Raw genomic sequence first — 20,073 nt, 5'->3', positions numbered from 1 at the left:
TACTCATAAAAGTCACAGGTGAATGAAATCATTATTTATTAACTTAAAAGGGAATAAAAATATCAAATAAGCTACACTCTATTCATCTGTGATATAGGAATAGACCATGAAAACTCCTTTTACTTGGCGACATATTGAAATTTTTCATGCCGTGATGACCACTCAAAATCTTACTGAAGCCGCAGAGTTACTGAAAACATCACAACCCACTGTCAGTAGAGAATTATCTCGTCTTGAGCATCTATTAGCATTTAAATTATTTGATAGAATAAAAGGCCGTTTACAACCCACAGCTGAAGGATTACGCTTTTTTGAGGAAGTGCAACGTTCTTATTATGGCTTAGATAGAATAATTAACGCAGCTGAAAACATTCGCTATTTTAATCAAGCAGAATTGAATATCACCTGCTTACCCGCATTTGCTCAATCATTATTACCTTCAATATGTCGACAATTTCTAGATACATATCCTGATGTCAACTTAACCATTGTTCCTCAAGAATCTCCTTTATTAGAAGAGTGGTTATCTGCTCAACATTATGATTTAGGATTGACTGAACACACACAAACACCAGCCGGAACTCAACAAGAAACCATACTTACACTCAATGAAGTCGCGGTGTTACCCAAATCTCACCCATTATGCCAAAAGCGATTGTTATACCCTGCGGATTTTCAAGGTCAGCGCTTTATTAGCTTGTCTGCCAATGATAGCTACCGACAATTAATTGACACCGTCTTTATTAAAGATGGAATTGTGCGGCAACTAGTGATGGAAACGCAAAGCGCAGCCTCTATTTGTGCCATGGTAAGCGAGAACATCGGCATTTCAATAGTTAACCCTATCACTGCTCTTGATTACTTAGATAAGTCTATTTGTCTTCGCCCTTTAAGTTTTTCTATCCCCTTTACCATCAGCTTAATTACCCCATCACATCGCCCTTCATCACAACTTGTTTCCTATTTTATTGATGTAATGAAAGAGGCATTATCAGATTACCCCAAACGACTAACTCAAGCTTTTGCCCGATAAAGCAAACCAATACGGTGATGATGAAAACCATTCAACTAAAAAATCCAACAATGCTCTGACAGCGGCAGGCATATTTTGCCGGCTCGCTAAAACCGCATAAATACCCATGGGTTGAGCTTGATAGTCAGACAAGACTTGTTCTAAGTCTCCATTATCAAGATAAGGTTTGGCAGAATAATAAGGCTGTAGCGATATACCCGCTCCTTTTAACGTAGCCTGCAATAAAACAACGGATTCATTTGCACTTAAATTACCACCAACAGGCACTGAATAACGTTCATCACCTAAATTAAATTCCCACAAGCTACGACCAAAAAATCGGTAAGTTAAACATTGATGCTGAGCGAGTTCATCGGGCGTTTGAGGTATGCCTTTTTTTGCTAAGTAATCTTTATGAGCACACACCACCGAAAGACATGTCGCTAGCGAACGTGCGATTAGATTAGGTTCAAGGTGATTGGTAATACGCAAGGCAATATCAATCCGTTCTTCCACCAAATTCACGGTTTGATTAGTAATTTGTAAATCAACCGCAATTAAAGGATAACGTTGCATAAACTCACATATCGCCACTGACAAAATACTATTTGCTAACGATTGTGAGCTGGTAATACGAACAAGCCCACTGATTTGATGACGTTCTTTCGGAATATTGGCGGGAATACGTTCAGCCATTTCTAATAGCTGTAAACTCTGCTCATAAACCATTTCACCAACGGATGTTAAGCTTTGTTTACGTGTCGTTCTATGCAATAAGCGAACGCCTGCCCACTCTTCCATTTCATTTAAATAACGCGTCACCATGGCTCTAGACATACCTAGATAATCAGCCGCTTTTATCATGCTCCCCTGCTTCACAATGGTTACAAACACTTCTGATGCTTTTATTTTATCCATTCTATTTACTCGATTTACGCAACAATCAATTGCCTAAAATAGGGTTTTTCTCTTGTTTTATGCAACATATTATAGTCAGCAACAACATTATGGAGAAAACAAAAGATGAAAAAATTACTTCCTTTAACACTTGCAACGACTGCGTTCTTCGCAACATCAACACTAGCAACTGATTTAACATTAGATATTTACAACCCAGGGGAAGCGAGTGTTTTTCCTGTCTCTTCTGAAATAATTTATGGCGATAAAGATGCCGTTTTAATTGATGCACAATTTCAAAAAAATGATGCACAAGCGTTGGTTGATAAAATAAAAGCCTCTGGAAAAAACCTGACTTATATCTATATCAGCCATTCTGATCCTGATTTTTATTTTGGGTTAGATGTCATTACGGATGCCTTTCCAAATGCCAAAGTGATTGCTACAGAACCCACAATTAAAGCCATTAATGAAACTCAAACAGGAAAACTTGCCTACTGGGGACCTGTACTTAAAGAAAATGCCCCTCAGAAAATCATCCTTCCTGAAGTACTAAAAGGTGATAGTTTTTCGCTAGAAGGTGAAACCATTTCAGTCAAAGGTTTAGACGGACAATCTCCAGATAGAACATACCTTTATGTTCCAAAACTTAATGCAGTAATGGGAGGCGTTTTAGTTTCTGAAAATATTCATGTTTGGTTAGCAGACACTCAGACTGTGGAAGAACGCCAACATTGGATTAGTGCGTTACAACAAATAAAAGCACTATCCCCAAAAACGGTGATTCCAGGTCACTATTTACCAAAAGCAACCTATGATCTACAAGCTGTTGACTTCACAATAAATTATCTTATTGAAGCTGAGAAAAATCTTGAAAAAACAAAAAATTCAGATGAATTCATTGCTGCGATGGAAAAAAATCATCAGAATTTAGCAGATAAATCAAGCCTAGAACTTAGTGCAAAAGTACTAAAAGGAGAGATGCAATGGCCCCAGTAGCAAGCAATTCAGGTAATACCCAAAGTACTAAAATATTGCACTATGTTTATGATCCTCTGTGTGGTTGGTGCTACGGCATTGCGCCCCTCATTGAAATGGTAAACAATGCTTTTCCAAATTCCATTAAATTACATGGTGGTGGATTGTTTACACCAGCAAGAGCCGTAACCGGTGGTCAATCATGGAAAGAGCATGTCACACCAATTGATGAGCGTATTAGTCAATTATCAGGCCAAGTTTTTAGTCACGCATACCGAGACACTCTTGGCAACACTGAAATGGTATTAAACTCACTACTACCTATTTCAGCCATTATTGTTGCTGGAATAATGGGAAAGCGGGATATTTATTTATTAAAAGCGTTACAAGAGGCCTATTACCTTGATGGCTTAAATATCAGTGATAAAGATACACTGCTATTTATTGTGAAAAAACTTGGCTTTGATGTTGAACAATTTGCATCATTAATAACTGAGATTGGTGAAACACATATTCAACAACATTTAAACCAGACACAACAGTTAATGGCTCAAGTTAATGGTCGCGGTTTTCCAACTTTATTTATTGAAGATAATCAAAAATATCGCCTGATATCAGTTGAAAATTATTTAGGTGATACAAAACGTTGGCAGCAATTTATAAAAGACAACCTATAATCTTCTTTCAGTGTGCTGATTAATTTCCGCACACTGCCTTCTTGAGTTCTATTCTTACTATTTTGTGTTTTTGTTATAAATTTCTAATAAAAAACATTGAAATCAATTAATTAATGGAGTGATAAGATGAAAAGTAGAAGCTTAATACCATTAATGTCGAAAATGAAAGACAAGAACCAAATGCCACTTTTTTTATACGATCTTTTATCGTGATTAATACTGCACAATAAATACTTAATCCTAGAAAAGAACCTAGTAAAAGAATATAGGGCAACTTTTCTAATCCACACCATGCTCCAATAGCCCCAAATAATTTCACATCACCAAAGCCTAAAACACATTTTTGACAGATAAAATATCCCCATAAATAGATGCTATAAAAAAGCCCCACACCACTTAAAAAACCATAAAAAGCATGATCAAAAGGTACTAATCCATATGCGGTATAATTACACAATAACCCTAAAAATATTAACCAATAAGTCAATGTATTAGGCAGAAGAAAATAGTCCGCATCAAAGAAAGAGAGTATTAACAAATAAAAGCTTAATATTGAAAGTAATATTAATAAAGAAAGTGAATTAATTGAAAAAAACCAATATAAACAAACAGTAATATAGCTTATAACAAGTTGTTTACGGCGAGTTTTAGGTAACAGAAATAATAGTGAAAAAGGCAGACAAAACTTAATAAAAACAAAAAAATCATGCAAAAAAGAAAGCAAAGGTATTTTTATAAAACAAAAGCGCTTTAATAGCATAAATATCTACTCCTTAGAAACCTCGTTATCCTTGCTAAGCGACTGTATAAGAAGATCAATTTAATACCGAGAATTTTCTTTATGAGAACAATGAAAACATGAAATTTTGCGACAAAACACGCAATAAGATCCGCGCTATAATAACAACAAAAGCAAAGTGATAACTTGCATGCCATAATGTCATGCGTATGATGCATATCACATATTTTATTTATCACGGTTAACCATCTTTTACGTAAGGGTTTCACGTTATGCGTATTCCTCGCATTTATCATCCAGAACCACTCACAGCAGGTACTCAAACAGCATTAGATGAAGAAGCATCTAATCATGTTGGGCGTGTATTAAGAATGTCTACTGGGCAAAAACTGGCTCTATTTGATGGTTCAAATCAGGTATTTGATGCTGAAATCATAGAAAGCACAAAAAAGTCAGTCACTGTGCAAATTAATGAAGGCATTGTTGATGATAAAGAATCCCCTCTCGACCTCCATTTAGGGCAAGTGCTTTCTCGCGGCGAAAAAATGGAGTTTACTATTCAAAAATCAGTTGAGTTAGGGGTTAATACGATCACGCCACTGATCTCAGAACGCTGTGGTGTTAAACTTGACCCCAACCGTTTAGAGAAAAAGCATCAGCAATGGCAAAAAATTATTATCTCAGCATGTGAGCAATGTGGCAGAAATAGCATTCCACAATTAATGCCCGTGATGTCATTAGAAGAATGGTGTGCTCAAGATGATGGTAGTTTAAAACTCAATTTACATCCTCGAGCTAACAAAAGTATTAATACCTTACCCTTACCGGTTAAAAAAGTGCGCTTATTGATTGGCCCGGAGGGTGGACTTTCCCCTGAAGAAATCGCCATGACAGCAGAGCACCATTTTACTGATATTTTATTAGGTCCTCGTGTATTAAGAACTGAAACAACAGCACTCACCGCAATCACCGCTTTACAGGTTCGGTTCGGCGATCTGGGATAAAGGAGAAGTAATGATTAAATTAGGTATTGTGATGGATCCTATTTCATCCATCAAAATCAAAAAAGACACCAGCTTTGCCATGCTATTAGAAGCTCAACGTCGTGGCTGGGAAATTCATTATATGGAGATGAACGATCTTTACCTGCACCAAGGTGAAGCACGCGCTCACACTCGTTTACTCAGCGTAGAAGAAAACCCAGAAAAATGGTTTGAGTTTGGCCAAGAGCAGGATATTGCACTAGGTGAACTAGATACCATCTTAATGCGTAAAGATCCGCCTTTTGATACCGAATTTATCTACGCAACCTATATTTTAGAACGCGCTGAAGATATGGGAACATTAATCGTTAATAAGCCACAAAGTTTACGTGACTGTAATGAAAAACTCTTTACTGCATGGTTCCCAACATTAACACCAGACACATTAGTCACTCGTGAAGCTAAGCATTTACGTGCTTTCCATGAAAAACACGGTGATGTTATTTTCAAACCACTAGATGGTATGGGTGGAGCATCAATTTTCCGCTTGAAAAAAGATGATCCAAACGTAGGTGTTATTATTGAAACATTGACAGAACATGGTCATCGTTTCTGTATGGCACAAAATTTTCTACCTGAAATTGTTAACGGTGACAAACGTATTCTTGTTGTTGATGGCGAACCAGTGCCTTATTGCTTAGCCCGAATTCCTGCAAAAGGTGAAACGAGAGGCAACTTAGCAGCTGGTGGTCGTGGAGAAGCACGTCCATTAACAGAAAGTGATTGGGCAATAGCCCGTCAAGTTGCACCTATTCTTAAACAAAAAGGTCTTATTTTTGTCGGATTAGATGTTATTGGCGATCGATTGACTGAGATTAACGTTACAAGTCCAACATGTGCGCGTGAAATTGAAGCGGCTTATCCTGATGTTTCTATTACAGGCATGTTAATGGATGCAATTGAAGTACGCTTAAACAAGAAAAACTAACTTTTAGACACTGAGATTAAAAGGTTTAAAAGTATGAACCTAGCCCCCACATATTAATCAATAAGCGGTATACATTAAGAAATACAATGTATAAAAGGGCTAGGTTTTTTAATAAAAATGATCAGGGAACAGTACTACTATTATGAACTTACTTAACCATTTTCTTATTGCTATGCCTTCATTAAGCGATCCGTTATTTGAACGCTCGGTCGTCTATGTTTGCGAACATAATGAAAACGGTGCGATGGGCTTAATTATTAATAAACCTATCGAAGACATCTCTGTGGAAGGGGTATTAGATCAACTGGAAATTTTTTCAACTGACAGAGATGAAACGATTAGCTTACAAAAACCCGTGATGTCAGGTGGGCCAGTTGCAGAAGAGCATGGTTTTATCTTGCATACTCCGGTTTCAGGTTTTAGTTCTAGCATCAAAATTAGTGATAGCACGATGATCACAACGTCTAAAGATGTCTTAGAAACCTTAGGTACAACAAGACAACCAGAAAAAACATTAGTCTCTCTAGGTTATTCTAGTTGGGAACAAGGCCAATTAGAGAAAGAAATTTTAGAAAATAGCTGGCTAACCGTTGAAGCCTCACCTCAAATTATTTTTGATACTCCTATTGCTGAACGTTGGCATAAAGCCGCTGAATTAATTGGGATTAATATCCACACCATTTCACAAATAGCGGGCCACGCATAATGTCAAACAAAACGGTAATGGGATTTGATTTCGGCACTAAAAGTATTGGCGTCGCTATCGGTCAAGAAATTACAGGAACAGCAAGACCTTTAGCTTCATTTAAAGCAAAAGATGGTATTCCTGATTGGGCTCAAATCGAAAAAATAATAAAAGAGTGGCAACCTGACTTAGTCGTTGTCGGCTTACCTCTTAATATGGATGGCACCGAACAGTTAGTCACAACTCAAGCAAAAAAGTTTGCTAATCGCCTTCACGGTCGATTTGGTGTACAAATTGCGTTACATGATGAACGCCTTAGCACCGTAGAAGCTCGCGCTCATCTTTTTGAACGTGGTGGGTACCGTTCCTTAGATAAAGGCAGTGTAGATGCAGCATCTGCCGTTATTATTCTTGAAAGCTGGTTTGAACAACAATGCTAAAAAATAAGTTCCACCTCGTGTGATATCCGCCTATTTTTACTTCTACGTTATCACTCAGCTTGAATTAAACCTTCATGTTGGCGTTGTTGCCGACTTAACATGAAGGTTTGCATTCCGTATTCGCTACCCGTTTGCATTAATGTTGTCACTTGGTGATATTTCCCTTCTCTTATAAGATGCGAAATACCCTGCGTAACCTGCATTATTTCAAATAACGCCACTCGCCCGCCTTCAGTTGAAGAGACTAACTCTTGTGAAATTATCGCTCTTAAGCTGCACGCTAATTGTGATGAAATCCATTGTCGCTCATTACCTGTAAATACATTAGTTACGCGCTCAAGCGTTTGTACTGCTCCTTGAGTATGCAATGTTGCTAACACCAAATGTCCTGTTTCTGCTGCTGTTAATGCCAACTTAATACTTTGTGCATCTCTTAATTCACCTAACATAATGACATCCGGATCTTGGCGTAAAGCACTCTTTATCGCACTTTCAATATGTTGAACATCTCGTCCTATTTCCCTTTGCTGTACAATGCTTTGCTTATTGCTATGTATAAATTCAATAGGATCTTCTAATGTCAAAATATGCTGACGTTGATATTGGTTTAAATGATTGAGCATTGCCGCTAATGTCGATGATTTTCCACTTCCTGTAGCACCAGTCACTAAAATAAGTCCATGAGAATAGCTATCTAATAATGTTGAAACTGATTTAGGTACTCGAAGTTTATCTAAAGAAGGAATTTGTGTTTCAATTATTCTTAATACTGCGGAAACACCTTTTTGTTGGCGAAATAAATTAACACGCAGTCGTTGTCCACAAGACAGTGTAAGTGCCGTATCAACCTGCCCTTCATGCTCAAAAGTTTGCTTTTGAACGTCACTCAAAAAAGGTCTGATCCAAGTTAGTAAACTATCCGAAGTGATAGGTTTACATTGATTTTGTTGATAAAGTATTCCATTGATCCGCAATCGAGGTACATCACCACAACAAAGGTGCAGATCCGACGCATTATGCTTTACACTATATGCAATTAAATTTTCCATTTTCATCTTATTATCTCCTGAGTTGCCATGAATACTATTAAACAGAATCTCGTCAATGTCAGGTCTCACATTGACATAGCAGCGCAGAAATGCGGTCGTTCTTCAGAAGACATAACACTACTTGCAGTGAGTAAAACAAAACCTGTGAGTGACATCGAAAAAGCAATAGCCTGTGGACAAACTGAATTTGGTGAAAACTATGTCCAAGAAGGTGTTGATAAAATCCATTATTTTGCTGATAACCCTGTCTTAGTTTGGCACTTTATCGGCCCTTTACAGTCCAATAAAACGCGCCTTGTTGCCGAAAATTTCGATTGGTGTCATACCATTGATAGGTTAAAGATCGCTCAAAGATTAAGCGACCAACGTCCTGACTCATTGCCACCATTAAATGTACTTATTCAAATCAATATCAGTGATGAAAACAGTAAATCAGGTATTAATCTAACTGAGCTTGATGGGTTAGCAGCACAAATCTCTATTCTTTCAGGTATTAAATTACGCGGATTAATGGCTATTCCAGCACCTGAAAGCAAGTATGAAAAACAAGTTGAAGTGTTAGAAAAAATGCATCTTGCATTTAAACAATTACAATCTCAATATCCCGATATAGATACGTTATCTATGGGAATGACAAGTGATATGGAGGCAGCTATTGCTTGTGGTTCAACCCTCGTTCGTATTGGTACAGCAATTTTTGGCGCAAGAGATTACACGACTAAATAAAAATAGAGGTTTATATGGAACATCGTAACATCGCTTTTATTGGCGCTGGAAATATGGCTCAGGCCATTATTGCAGGATTAGTTCAAGGTGAATATCCAGCACATAAGATAACCGTCAGCTCACCTTCTGCCGTTCGCCGTGAACCTTTAGAGAAAGAGTTTGGTATTTATAGCACTAATGACAATATTGATGCCGTTCAAAAAGCAGATGTTATTGTACTGGCAGTAAAACCACAAATGATGGAAGAAGTGTGTAAGCCTTTACAAAATATCGCCATGAGTAAAAAATTAGTCCTTACTATCGCCGCTGGCATTCCTGCCACACGTTATAACGACTACTTTGCGACTCAATTACAGCTTGTTCGCATTATGCCAAATACCCCAGCACTGGTAGGTAAAGGCTTAAGTGGTATGTTTGCGCATAATTCGCTGTCATCTCAAGATAAACAGTTTGCTGATGAATTAATGAAAAGTGTCGGAACAACTGTTTGGGTAGAGCAAGAATCTGCCATCAATGATATTATCGCCGTTGCGGGTAGTGCACCCGCTTATTTCTTCTTGTTTATGGAATCAATGCAGCAAGAAGCTGAACGTTTAGGCTTTTCACCTGAAGTCGCTAGAGCTATTGTGCAACAAGCAGCCAGTGGTTCTACCGCCTTAGCTGAAAAACAGCATATGTTGCCTTTCTCAACTTTACGCGAGCAAGTAACATCAAAAGGTGGAACGACTGCAGCTGCACTTATGCAGTTTTATGAAGGTAAATTACCTGAAAACGTCGCTTCTGCCATGCAAGCTGCGATTAAACGTGCGCAAGAAATGGAAAAACAATTTTAATTTCATCAGGGCCAACTAATGAATTTTTTAAATTTCGTCATTCTGACTCTTCTTCAACTCTACACATCTGTCCTACTATTACGTGTTTGGATGCAATGTGTTAGAGCTGATTTTTATAATCCTTTTTCACAATTTATCGTCAAAATCACACAGCCAATTGTTCGCCCATTAAGAAGTGTTATTCCTTCTATTGGCCCTATTGATACCGCTTCAGTCTTATTGGCCTATATACTCATTCTACTTGGTATTATTATTCCATCTTACTTATCAGGAACATCTATTCCTTTCTCTTTAATGTTCCCGTTTGCCTTTATTGAACTGCTCACAGCAGCTGGTAAGATAATTTTCTGGTTGATCATTATCCGAGCAATCCTTAGCTGGGTAAGCCAAGGTCGCAATCCAATTGATCACCTTTTATTTCAATTAACAGAACCTTTAATGGCACCAATTCGTCGTGTAATTCCAGCGATGGGCGGTTTAGATTTCTCTGCAATGATTGTTATTCTTGTGCTTTACGCCCTGAATTATCTGCGTGTAGACGTTTTACAATGGCTACTAAGCGTAACACTTTATTAAGGATAACACTTATGCAAAAAGTCGTTCTCGCAACAGGAAATCCGGGAAAGGTCAAAGAGCTAGCCTCTTTGCTTTCTAATTTTGGTTTAGATATTGTTGCTCAAACAGAACTTGGGGTTGATTCTGTTGAAGAAACTGGCTTAACCTTTGTTGAAAATGCACTGATTAAAGCGCGTCATGCAGCAAAAGTAACTGGCCTTCCAGCAATTGCTGATGACTCTGGTATTTCGGTAGATGCTTTAGGTGGTGCCCCGGGTATTTACTCAGCACGCTATGCGGGTGTTGATGCAAGCGATCAGCAAAATCTGGATAAATTGCTTAATGCAATGAAAGATGTTCCTGCTGAAAAACGCCAAGCACAATTTAACTGTGTATTGGTTTATATGCGCCATGAGAACGACCCCACTCCGCTGATTTTTCACGGTATTTGGCACGGCGTATTAAGCACTGAAATGCACGGCGAAGGAGGATTTGGCTATGATCCTATTTTCTTTGTTCCTGAATTAAATTGCACAGCTGCGCAATTAACTAAAGAGCAAAAAAATCAGCATTCGCATCGTGGTAAAGCACTTAAATTAATGTTGGATGCCCTTAAGAATGCTTAAGTTGCCTCCATTAAGTTTGTATATTCATATTCCTTGGTGTGTACAAAAATGCCCTTATTGTGATTTCAATTCACACACCTTAAAGGGTGAAGTACCACATCAGGAATATGTGCAACATTTACTCAATGACTTAGATGCCGATCTTATTCATATAGGCTCCCGTGAAGTCCAAACAATATTTATTGGTGGCGGTACACCTAGCTTATTAAGCGCTGAGTCAATGGCTGATTTACTCTATGGTGTGAAAGCACGCATTGCTGTTAACCCTAATGCAGAAATTACGATGGAAGCAAATCCAGGAACTGTAGAAGCTGAACGCTTTGCTGGATTCCAACGCGCGGGTATAAATCGTATTTCTATTGGTGTACAAAGTTTTGGCAATGATAAACTTATTCGCTTAGGACGTATTCATGATGCTGATGAAGCTAAAAATGCGGCTCGTTTAGCCAAAGAATTAGGTTTACGTAGCTTTAATTTAGATTTAATGCATGGATTACCAGACCAATCATTATCTCAAGCACTTTCGGATTTACAGCAAGCAATAGCGTTATCCCCCCCGCATTTGTCTTGGTATCAATTAACCATTGAACCCAATACACAATTTGGCTCTCGCCCGCCAAAATTACCTGATGACGATATGCTATGGGATATTTTCTCAGAAGGCGATAAATTACTGACAGCTGCAGGTTATCAACAATATGAAACATCAGCATATTGTAAACCAGGCTTTCAATGTGAGCACAATTTAAACTATTGGCGTTTTGGGGATTATTTAGGTATTGGTTGTGGCGCTCATGGAAAAATAAGCTTTGAAGATGGTCGCATAATGCGAACAGTAAAAACCAAGCACCCTAAAGGCTTTATGGAAGGTCGTTATCTCCACCAGCAAAATTTTGTTGATAATGATGACCGTCCATTTGAATTTTTTATGAACCGTTTTCGTCTATTAGAAGCATTTCCAAGACAAGATTTTAGCGATTATACGGGGCTTACCGAAGAAACTATTCGCCATCAAATAGATGAAGCGTTGGCTTTAGATTATATCCGTGAGACTGAAACACACTGGCAAATAACGCCACACGGTAAATTGTTCCTTAATTCATTACTTGAGTTATTTCTTTAATATTACTGATTTCAAATAGCTAACTTAAAAAATGCCCATACTGTTATTCGAACTGCCCCAGTTCATTCACAGTTGGGCATTTTCCTTTATTGTAAACCTTAAAACACCATAAAAATCTTAAGGTTCTATCAATTAAAGTGCGCTTTCTACTGCCTCAATCTGCTTAGTTAAGCTGTCTAATCCACCACCAGAGAGATACCAAAGATCTGCTTGCAGATAAACAATACCGCCATTTTTATAGGCAGAAGTTGTCTTTATTATCTCATTTTCAAATGCTGTTTTATCTAATTTATCTGCGCCAATAGCTTCGCTACGATCGACAATTAAAATAACATCAGGATTAGCTTTTGCGATCATTTCAGGTGTCACGACACGACGCTTACCTTTTTCTTCTTCAGCAATAGGCGGTAATTCTGCTCTTTTTGCTTTAACAACATCATAAACAACACTTTGATTATTAGGCATTAAATTGCCAGCATTATGTAATAGCACTAAAACTTTTTTATCAGACGCCGTTGCTTTTTTCTGAGCTTGCTCAATAACAGTATTTAACTTAGCAAGTTGCTCTTCAGTCGCTTGCTGTTTATCAAATAATTCACCTAATAACTTGATATTTGATTCAACGGAATTGAGGTAATTAGCACTATTAGTACCTAAATTAACCGTAGGTGCAATTTTTGCTAACGCTTCATAAGACGCACCTTGACGGCCAGTAATAATAATTAAATCAGGTTTAATCTCAGCTAATTTTTCTAAGTCAGGCGACTTCATACCACCGACATTAGCAACATTACTTGCAATACTTTCTTTAATATATGTAGGTGCATTACCCAATGGCAATCCTACCACTTTATCGGCTAAACCTAACTGAACTAAAGAATCATAAAGACCAAAATCAAATAGAACAACTTTTGAAGGATCCTTAATAACCGACGTTTCACCCAACAGGTGTTTAATCATCATCTTGTCATTCTGCTGACTAATAACTTGGTTAGGTTGGTATTCGATTGATGTTTTGCTTAACGCAGAGAAGCTCGTTACAGAAAGGATAGATGCGATAACTAAAGGAAGGATCTTCTTCATTAATTTTGCCCTGTTTAAGTGAAATACTCAAACAGGGCATTCTAAACAGCTCTCCTCACAAGTCAATTGAACAAGAATGATTTTCATTATTATTTTCAATTATTGTGAGCTCGTCATTTATAAAGCTTATTAACTATCCGGTTAATAACTCAATCATTAAAGAGACAAAGTAGCTACTTCTTTAATGCATTAATTAATTCAACTCGCTGATTTTCCATTTGAGTTATTTTGCTACAAGCTTGCTGACCAAATTGAGTAAATGCTGCTTCTTGTTGCTTCCACTCCTGATCTATAATCTTTTGGAAACCATCTAAGCTTCCTAATAACCCGCCTAAGGCTTTTTTACTGTCACCACCAGCGGCTGCTAATAGCTGCTTTTTCCCCAATTCATTAATGCTGTCTTGCAACATACCACCTAGGCTACTTTCTACAATTTCACGGCCTTTGGCTTCAACTTCTTTAATAGCTTGAGAATGAAACGTAATGTTATTCGGTTCTATGCTGATCACTCTATCCATTTGCTGATTAAGATCTTTCTCTAATCTACTTAATCTATTAAGAATGTTGCTTTCTTTACCAAAAGCTTCAATTACTACTTTATCAAGTACTTTGCGAGAGTCTTGCAGTTTTACCCCTGTTTCAGTTCTTAACCAAGGTACGTCTCGTCTTACTGTAGCTTGATATTTTTTGGCTAATTCTTGTTGTTGTGGTGTCAATGTAGCACTTTTTTCATTTTGAAATAATGTGCCGTCAGGATAAATGACCATTAAACCATTTGAACCAGCGACTTCAACAAATTCAGAGGTTATGCGTAAATCATCTTTTGGCATTACAGCACAATCAAAACTTGGTGATGCATTTGCTGTACTCGCAACAAAAAATAGTGTGACAGCAATATTTCTTAAATTCATAACAACTCTCCTGAAAACACCCCTAAAAAATTGAACGCCCTACCTTGTTTGCTAATAATTCAAGTGCTGCACAGCCTGCTAATGAGTTACCTGATTTATCCAGCTCTGGTGACCAAACAGCAACTGTAAAGGCATCAGGGACAACGGCAATAATGCCACCGCCTACGCCTGATTTTCCGGGAATGCCAATACGAAATGCAAATTCACCTGCTCCATCATACATACCACAAGTTAACATTAATGCATTTATTTGGCGGGTTTGTCTTGGCGTAATAATCTGATTTTTATTACCCACACATATACCTTGATTCGCTAAATAACTAAAACATCGTACTAACTCGGTACAACTCATTTCTATTGAACAATAGTGAAAATAAGTTTCAAGCACCGTAATAACATCATTCTCAAAATTACCGAAAGATTTCATTAGATAAGCGATTGATGCATTTCGACTAAGATGCTCCATTTCTGATTTTGCAACCACTGAGTTATAACAAATGTCAGGAGTATCAGTAAGAAAACGGATTACTTCTAACATTCTTTGCTTAGGCGCACTTAATCGAGACTGCAACATATCAGTGATAACAATGGCACCAGCATTAATAAAAGGATTGCGCGGGATCCCTTTTTCCATTTCTAGCTGTATCAAGGAATTAAAAGGCAGTCCTGATGGCTCTTTTCCTACACGTTGCCAAATTTCATGTTCTTCATAACGTGTTAAAGCAAGCGTTAAACTAAGTACTTTAGAGATAGATTGGATCGAAAAACGCTTATCTGCCATGCCTGATTGATAGAGTTCACCATCAACAGTATAAACAGCCATAGCAAGCTGTTCTGGAGGTACTTGAGCCAATGCGGGGATATAATCCGCGACTTTTCCTTGCCCAATTAATGGGCGAATTTGTTGCAAAATATCTGACAGTAATGCGTTAGATAACGTTGTAGTCACAATCCCTTCCCCAGACAGACAAGGGCATCCTTTTGGATGCCCTTGTAATTATTTGCTAAATGTATAACTTTTTATCAATCCCACCAAACATCAAATAGTTCAGAAGTCTGTACATCTTGCATTTTGCTTTCTTTAAGGAAGTTTTCGACTAATTGGCGATGCTCTTCTGTACATTTACCAATTTGTTGTAAGCAGATTAAGCCTTCCCAGCTCAGGTAACCACTTGCATCAAATGCCAGCCCGTTTGGTTCAATAACTTTGAGGATCAGTTCATCAACAAAGCGATCGACTTCCTCAATTGGGGTATTTTCTGGGAAAGTCCATTTTACTGAGAAACCTAATTCCTGAAATTCATCGATACGCATTTTTTTGCGTAAACGGCGACTACGTTGTTTAGCCATTATTTTACCCTCTTAAACATAAGATCCCAAACTCCATGCCCTAAACGATGACCGCGTTTTTCAAACTTAGTCACAGGACGTGTTGCTGGTCGTGGTACATAATCCTGAGTTTCTGACAAATTCTGATAACCTTCAACACTTGTCATCACTTCAAGCATATGTTCTGCATATGGTTCCCAATCTGTCGCCATATGAAAAACACCGTCTAACGTTAATTTTTTTAAAATTAATTCGGCAAAAGGCACCTGAACAATACGGCGTTTATTATGACGCGCTTTGTGCCATGGATCAGGAAAGAATAACTGAACCATTTTTAAACTATTATCTGGGATCATATGATTGAGCACTTCAATCGCATCGTGACACATGACTCTCAGATTACTTAATTGCTCTTCTTCAGCATTTGCAAGACAAGCACCCACACCCGGTGCATGTACTTCAATACCGAAATAATCATTTTCTGGTGTATTTTTTGCCATAGTCACGAGCGACGCGCCCATGCCGAAGCCAATTTCTAAAATTACAGGCGCTTCGCGTCCAAAAACCTGACTGAAGTCGATGGGTTCCGGTTGATATTCAATACCAAAGACAGGCCACTGTGTTTCTAATGCTTGCTCTTGACGAGGCGTTAAACGGCCTTGTCTACGAACAAAACTACGAACGCGTCGTAAAGCACGCCCTTCTTCATTGAATTCCGGAGAAATTACATTCTTGATCATGTCTAATACTATCAGTCGTTAGGCCAGTTATTTACTTAAAATCGTTATAATGTCGCTATAGCGCAACTTAACCGACATTATCCAAAGATCACTAAGTTTAGCAAGAGTCGTTTATAGAAGCATCACTCTATAAGATAAATATTAAGAGTGTTTACAGTTTATTCTCTCTGTGGTGCAATCTTACCTTAATCAGAACATGAGTTAATAAAATAAAACATGATGGAAGCTCTGCAATTTTCGCAAGTCGTACTTAATTGGTATCACAAATATGGGCGTAAAACGCTCCCTTGGCAGCAAGAAAAAACGCCTTATCACGTATGGTTATCTGAGGTAATGTTGCAACAAACTCAAGTTGCGACGGTTATTCCTTATTTTGAGCGTTTTATTGCACGTTTTCCTGATGTCAGTGCATTAGCTAAAGCCCCTCTTGATGAAGTACTTCATCTCTGGACTGGTCTTGGCTATTACGCAAGAGCTAGAAACTTACATAAAGCAGCACAACACATTGTAGATAAACATCAAGGACAGTTTCCTGATACCTTTGACGACGTTTGTGCTTTACCCGGTGTTGGACGTTCAACCGCAGGTGCTATTTTATCGTTATCACTGAAAAAACCTTACCCAATTCTTGATGGTAATGTGAAACGTGTTTTAGCACGCTGTTATGCTGTCGAAGGCTGGCCGGGTAAAAAAGAAGTTGAGAAAAAATTGTGGGAGATTAGCGAAAACGTCACACCAACTGAAGGTGTCGAGTATTTTAATCAGGCAATGATGGATTTAGGTGCAATGGTTTGCACAAGAAGCAAACCTAAATGTGAATTATGCCCATTAAATACTGGATGTATCGCTTATGCTCAAAACAGTTGGGCGGATTATCCTGGGAAAAAACCTAAAAAAGTTATCCCAGAAAAAATAACTTATTTTCTTATTTTACAATATGATAATCTGGTTTGGTTAGATAAAAGACCGCCAGCAGGAATATGGGGTGGGTTATTTGCCTTTCCTCAATTTGAAACAAAAGCGCTTTTAGAACAGTGGTTAACTGAGCATGGGCTCGATAATAATGAATCAGAACAACTGATTTCATTTAGGCATACTTTTAGCCACTTTCATTTAGATATTGTGCCAATTTGCGTAAAACTCTCAGCGTTTACCTCTATGATGGAGGAGCAAAAAGGACTTTGGTATAACTTACAGGCTCCTGCAAACGTAGGGTTAGCAGCACCTGTAGAGAATTTACTTAGACAATTAGCCTAAGCTAATACCTGCGATATTGAGGATTTATTATGAGCAGAACTATTTTTTGTACTTTCCTTAACAAAGAAGCTGATGGACTTGATTTTCAGTTGTACCCAGGAGAAATTGGAAAGCGCATTTTTAATGAGATATCAAAAGAAGCATGGGCTCAATGGATGGCAAAACAGACCATGCTTATCAATGAGAAAAAACTTAACACCATGAATCCTGATGATCGCAAACTATTAGAACAAGAAATGGTGCGATTTTTATTCGAAGGCCATGATGTTCATATTGATGGCTACACACCACCTGAAAAATAATATTCACTTTTCCAGAGTCTTTAAGGCTCTGGTATTTTATTCACCATAGCGATGCAATTGACCATGAAAAAAATCCTTCTCTTGCTGATTATCGCCCCTCTACTCATTTCATGTAGTAGCCAACCACCAAAAACATTCGAGCCTGATTACGCAAAGGACACCAATGCATTCGATATTCTTATGGGACAATTTGCCAATAATATCGAAATGATTTGGGGTATGAAGGAAGTATTAATCGCGGGTCCTAAAGATTACGTAAAATACACCAATGCTTATAAAACACGTAGCCATATTAATTTTGAAGCAGGTACAATTACGATAGAGACTTTAGGTGATGATGCCCCCCAATTCCAATTGCATAAGGCGATAGTCACAACGTTATTAATGGGTGAAGATCCGGGTTCTATTGACCTCTACTCTGATGTTAATAACATTCCCCACAGCACTGAACCGTTTTTATTTGGGCAGGTTCTTGATAATACGGGACAACCTATACGCTGGGAATGGCGAGCCAATAAGTATGCAGATTATCTGATTGCTAATAAATTACAAAAACGCCAATCTGGTATAAATACAATTTGGTATGTCACCATTAATCTTGTTCCTAACCACCTTGATCAACGTGCTCATAAATATTTACCGTTAGTTCAACAAGCGGCGGCTAAATATGGGGTTGAACCATCACTAATCTTAGCAATTATGCAAATTGAATCGAGTTTTAACCCCTATGCAGTGAGTAGTTCTGATGCTCTAGGCTTAATGCAGATCATGCCAGCAACGGCAGGGCGAGATGTATTCCGAATGCAAGGAAAATCAGGGCAACCAAGTCGTAGTTATTTATTTGATCCTGCTAATAATATCGATGCAGGTACGGCTTATATCTCAATACTGCAAAATAGTTATCTTGGCGATATCAAAGATCCCGTCTCGCGCCGTTACGCCGTTATACAGGCTTACAACGGTGGTGCGGGTAGTGTGTTACGCATATTCCATAACGATAAAAAACAAGCAGCGGCCATAATTAATAACTTGGAGCCAACACAGGTGTATACAACGTTACGTAATAAGCACCCTGCCGACCAATCTCGTCGTTATCTTGAGAAGGTTAGTACAGCTCAACGTAACTACCGTTAGTTAATATTTAATCTAAAAAAACCAAGCTTCCCCAATAAATTTGGGGAAGCTTTTCTATAATTACGATTCGATAACTCGTCTTATCGCATTCCTATCATCATTTGTTATGTATACCACTAATTCTTTTTAACTCCACTTTTGCTCTTTTTTCATGATAAATAGCGTTTTATTAATCAATAAGTTTAAAAAAACAGCAATCAAACAGTTTTGTGATAAATAACGTTGACGAGCAAGGCGATATCGGGTTTAATACGCCCCGTTGCCCGAATAGCTCAGTCGGTAGAGCAGGGGATTGAAAATCCCCGTGTCCTTGGTTCGATTCCGAGTTCGGGCACCATCTTTCCTTTCGGAAATGGTGTAACCGTTTCCCTAGCACGGTCGCTGGAAGTGAGATCTCCACCGCCCGGTTAAAAACTTGAATTTCAGTTGTAATCACGTTCATGACTTCTCACGTGGTTGACAATGATTTATCAAGCAAGGGTGTTTTGCAGAACACCCTTCTCAATTAAATCCAGCTTATACACAAAGTTGATGAAATAGTCAACTTTGTGTAAATGTTTTTTATTTTACATCACACTCGCTGTCTTTTTGATATTAGCCTTGAGTGCTCACCACCTAATCCCATTGTTAAAAACTCCCCTAATTCGTCTTCCAGGATCCTGACTGTACTGTATGCGTCCAGAGCAATATACTCCATTGTCGAAGACAGGCTACGGTGTCCTAACATCTGTTTCGTCAACTGCATATTACGTTCAGGATGTTTCATTAATGTGGTCGCCAGTGTATGTCTGAAACGATGAGGACTGACATGAAATCCACATTCCTTTGATAAACGACGAAAAAAAGAACGTATCGTCTGACTGACAGGCGTTTCAGACAGTGAGAATTGTTTATGATAAAGACGATGTACATCAAACAAAATATCGTTTTTATCCGCCCCGTGACAACGCATTTCCTCAGCCAACGGAGCCAGTAAACCACGCAGTGGCTGAACAAAAGCAATCTG

General features: G+C 38.2%; 24 protein-coding genes and 1 tRNA gene. 16 read left to right on the top strand and 9 right to left on the bottom strand.

Annotated features, from left to right (window positions below):
* Positions 1-106 precede the first annotated feature (106 nt).
* Positions 107-1,033 (top strand): LysR family transcriptional regulator, encoded by a 927-nt coding sequence (locus QSH13_RS16035; RefSeq protein ID WP_286039360.1) that lies wholly within the window; start codon positions 107-109, stop codon positions 1,031-1,033.
* Here QSH13_RS16035 and QSH13_RS16030 read toward each other — a convergent pair.
* Positions 1,010-1,930, bottom strand: coding sequence for a LysR family transcriptional regulator (locus QSH13_RS16030; RefSeq protein ID WP_109396335.1), 921 nt, complete (start codon positions 1,928-1,930; stop codon positions 1,010-1,012). The two genes, QSH13_RS16035 and QSH13_RS16030, sit on opposite strands and share 24 nt — an antisense overlap.
* Positions 1,931-2,035: 105 nt before the next feature.
* Here QSH13_RS16030 and QSH13_RS16025 point away from each other — a divergent pair, with 105 nt between their 5' ends.
* Positions 2,036-2,908 (top strand): MBL fold metallo-hydrolase, encoded by an 873-nt coding sequence (locus QSH13_RS16025; RefSeq protein ID WP_286039359.1) that lies wholly within the window; start codon positions 2,036-2,038, stop codon positions 2,906-2,908.
* The gene (locus QSH13_RS16020; RefSeq protein ID WP_196544464.1) at positions 2,896-3,564 is read left to right on the top strand and encodes a DsbA family protein; all 669 of its coding nucleotides are present in this window, start codon (positions 2,896-2,898) and stop codon (positions 3,562-3,564) included. The genes QSH13_RS16025 and QSH13_RS16020 overlap by 13 nt, the downstream gene beginning before the upstream one ends.
* Positions 3,565-3,670: 106 nt before the next feature.
* Here the strand turns inward: QSH13_RS16020 and QSH13_RS16015 are convergent, their stop codons facing one another.
* Positions 3,671-4,324, bottom strand: a complete 654-nt coding sequence (locus QSH13_RS16015; RefSeq protein ID WP_109396338.1) for a prepilin peptidase — start codon at positions 4,322-4,324, stop codon at positions 3,671-3,673.
* A gap of 251 nt (positions 4,325-4,575) precedes the next feature.
* Between QSH13_RS16015 and rsmE the strand changes: the two genes are divergently transcribed.
* The 4 genes from rsmE (at position 4,576) to ruvX (ending at position 7,399) form a co-directional block, all read left to right on the top strand.
* Positions 4,576-5,307 carry a 16S rRNA (uracil(1498)-N(3))-methyltransferase gene (gene rsmE / locus QSH13_RS16010; RefSeq protein WP_185901792.1) on the top strand — a complete coding sequence of 244 codons (732 nt, stop codon included), beginning with the start codon at positions 4,576-4,578 and terminating at the stop codon, positions 5,305-5,307.
* Between the two features lie 10 nt (positions 5,308-5,317).
* Positions 5,318-6,274: a glutathione synthase gene (gene gshB, locus QSH13_RS16005; protein WP_023581014.1), complete on the top strand. Its 957-nt coding sequence runs from the start codon at positions 5,318-5,320 to the stop codon at positions 6,272-6,274.
* A gap of 142 nt (positions 6,275-6,416) precedes the next feature.
* The gene (locus tag QSH13_RS16000) at positions 6,417-6,980 is read left to right on the top strand and encodes a YqgE/AlgH family protein (RefSeq protein WP_109396340.1); all 564 of its coding nucleotides are present in this window, start codon (positions 6,417-6,419) and stop codon (positions 6,978-6,980) included.
* Positions 6,980-7,399 carry a Holliday junction resolvase RuvX gene (gene ruvX / locus QSH13_RS15995; RefSeq protein WP_109396341.1) on the top strand — a complete coding sequence of 140 codons (420 nt, stop codon included), beginning with the start codon at positions 6,980-6,982 and terminating at the stop codon, positions 7,397-7,399. Before QSH13_RS16000 ends, ruvX begins: the two co-directional genes overlap by 1 nt.
* 50 nt (positions 7,400-7,449) lie before the next feature.
* On the opposite strand, the gene QSH13_RS15990 is transcribed toward ruvX, so the two are convergent.
* On the bottom strand, positions 7,450-8,454 hold the full coding sequence (locus QSH13_RS15990; RefSeq protein ID WP_196544465.1) for a type IV pilus twitching motility protein PilT: 1,005 nt from the start codon (positions 8,452-8,454) through the stop codon (positions 7,450-7,452).
* Between the two features lie 21 nt (positions 8,455-8,475).
* Here QSH13_RS15990 and QSH13_RS15985 point away from each other — a divergent pair, with 21 nt between their 5' ends.
* From QSH13_RS15985 to hemW, 5 genes are read left to right on the top strand one after another with little or no spacing between them, the layout of a single operon-like run.
* The gene (locus tag QSH13_RS15985) at positions 8,476-9,174 is read left to right on the top strand and encodes a YggS family pyridoxal phosphate-dependent enzyme (RefSeq protein ID WP_109396343.1); all 699 of its coding nucleotides are present in this window, start codon (positions 8,476-8,478) and stop codon (positions 9,172-9,174) included.
* 14 nt (positions 9,175-9,188) lie between these two features.
* Positions 9,189-10,007, top strand: a complete 819-nt coding sequence (gene proC, locus QSH13_RS15980) for a pyrroline-5-carboxylate reductase (RefSeq protein ID WP_286039358.1) — start codon at positions 9,189-9,191, stop codon at positions 10,005-10,007.
* Between the two features lie 18 nt (positions 10,008-10,025).
* Positions 10,026-10,583: a YggT family protein gene (locus QSH13_RS15975; protein ID WP_069367057.1), complete on the top strand. Its 558-nt coding sequence runs from the start codon at positions 10,026-10,028 to the stop codon at positions 10,581-10,583.
* An 11-nt stretch (positions 10,584-10,594) separates the two neighbouring features.
* Complete coding sequence (locus QSH13_RS15970) at positions 10,595-11,188, top strand: XTP/dITP diphosphatase (protein ID WP_109396345.1); 594 nt, start codon at positions 10,595-10,597, stop codon at positions 11,186-11,188.
* Positions 11,181-12,311 carry a radical SAM family heme chaperone HemW gene (gene hemW, locus QSH13_RS15965; protein ID WP_109396346.1) on the top strand — a complete coding sequence of 377 codons (1,131 nt, stop codon included), beginning with the start codon at positions 11,181-11,183 and terminating at the stop codon, positions 12,309-12,311. Before QSH13_RS15970 ends, hemW begins: the two co-directional genes overlap by 8 nt.
* A 132-nt stretch (positions 12,312-12,443) precedes the next feature.
* Here the strand turns inward: hemW and QSH13_RS15960 are convergent, their stop codons facing one another.
* From QSH13_RS15960 to trmB, 5 genes are all read right to left on the bottom strand, one after another.
* Positions 12,444-13,394 (bottom strand): siderophore ABC transporter substrate-binding protein, encoded by a 951-nt coding sequence (locus tag QSH13_RS15960; protein WP_196544467.1) that lies wholly within the window; start codon positions 13,392-13,394, stop codon positions 12,444-12,446.
* A 173-nt stretch (positions 13,395-13,567) separates the two neighbouring features.
* Positions 13,568-14,305, bottom strand: a complete 738-nt coding sequence (locus QSH13_RS15955) for a DUF2884 family protein (RefSeq protein ID WP_109407154.1) — start codon at positions 14,303-14,305, stop codon at positions 13,568-13,570.
* 22 nt (positions 14,306-14,327) lie between these two features.
* Complete coding sequence (glsB, locus tag QSH13_RS15950) at positions 14,328-15,254, bottom strand: glutaminase B (protein WP_185901788.1); 927 nt, start codon at positions 15,252-15,254, stop codon at positions 14,328-14,330.
* 74 nt (positions 15,255-15,328) lie between these two features.
* Positions 15,329-15,655, bottom strand: a complete 327-nt coding sequence (locus QSH13_RS15945; RefSeq protein ID WP_023581025.1) for a YggL family protein — start codon at positions 15,653-15,655, stop codon at positions 15,329-15,331.
* Positions 15,655-16,374 (bottom strand): tRNA (guanosine(46)-N7)-methyltransferase TrmB, encoded by a 720-nt coding sequence (gene trmB / locus QSH13_RS15940; RefSeq protein ID WP_109396350.1) that lies wholly within the window; start codon positions 16,372-16,374, stop codon positions 15,655-15,657. The genes QSH13_RS15945 and trmB overlap by 1 nt, the downstream gene beginning before the upstream one ends.
* Positions 16,375-16,590: 216 nt before the next feature.
* On the opposite strand from trmB, the gene mutY reads away from it, so the two are divergent.
* The 4 genes from mutY to QSH13_RS15920 all read left to right on the top strand — a co-directional run bounded on the left by mutY (position 16,591) and on the right by QSH13_RS15920 (position 19,404).
* The gene (mutY, locus tag QSH13_RS15935; RefSeq protein ID WP_109407156.1) at positions 16,591-17,631 is read left to right on the top strand and encodes an A/G-specific adenine glycosylase; all 1,041 of its coding nucleotides are present in this window, start codon (positions 16,591-16,593) and stop codon (positions 17,629-17,631) included.
* Between the two features lie 29 nt (positions 17,632-17,660).
* Positions 17,661-17,933: an oxidative damage protection protein gene (locus tag QSH13_RS15930; protein ID WP_006534840.1), complete on the top strand. Its 273-nt coding sequence runs from the start codon at positions 17,661-17,663 to the stop codon at positions 17,931-17,933.
* 63 nt (positions 17,934-17,996) lie between these two features.
* Complete coding sequence (gene mltC, locus QSH13_RS15925; RefSeq protein ID WP_109396357.1) at positions 17,997-19,067, top strand: membrane-bound lytic murein transglycosylase MltC; 1,071 nt, start codon at positions 17,997-17,999, stop codon at positions 19,065-19,067.
* Positions 19,068-19,328: 261 nt separating this feature from the next.
* Positions 19,329-19,404, top strand: a tRNA-Phe gene (locus QSH13_RS15920).
* Between the two features lie 234 nt (positions 19,405-19,638).
* Here the strand turns inward: QSH13_RS15920 and QSH13_RS15915 are convergent.
* A partial coding sequence (locus QSH13_RS15915; RefSeq protein WP_286039357.1) for a site-specific integrase occupies positions 19,639-20,073 on the bottom strand: 435 nt, incomplete at its 5' end.

Origin of the sequence: Proteus faecis, from assembly GCF_030286765.1 — a bacterium.
In the GTDB taxonomy this organism is placed as follows: Bacteria; Pseudomonadota; Gammaproteobacteria; order Enterobacterales; family Enterobacteriaceae; genus Proteus; species Proteus faecis.
Note: the sequence above shows the minus strand (reverse complement) of the source record. Positions and strands in the feature narration are given on the sequence as shown.